Consider the following 247-nt stretch of genomic DNA (forward strand, 5'->3'; position numbering starts at 1 on the left):
TGCCAGCTGTTTCTTCGAAGCCTCTACCCGTACCCGCCTCTCTTTCGAAACATCTATGCACCGCCTGGGTGCCAGCGTGGTGGGCTTCTCCGACAGCGCCAATACATCACTGGGTAAAAAGGGCGAAACGCTGGCCGATACCATTTCGGTTATCAGCACTTACGTCGATGCGATAGTGATGCGTCATCCGCAGGAAGGTGCGGCGCGCCTGGCCACCGAGTTTTCCGGCAATGTACCGGTACTGAAT

At 56.7% G+C, this 247-nt stretch carries 1 protein-coding gene; it reads left to right on the forward strand.

Annotation, left to right across the window (positions count from 1 at the left end):
- On the forward strand, positions 1-247 hold a 247-nt coding region (locus B0E34_RS22950), incomplete at both ends, for a hypothetical protein (protein WP_503327701.1).

This window comes from Chryseobacterium mucoviscidosis (assembly GCF_002177115.1).
GTDB lineage: Bacteria > Bacteroidota > Bacteroidia > Flavobacteriales > Weeksellaceae > Chryseobacterium > Chryseobacterium mucoviscidosis.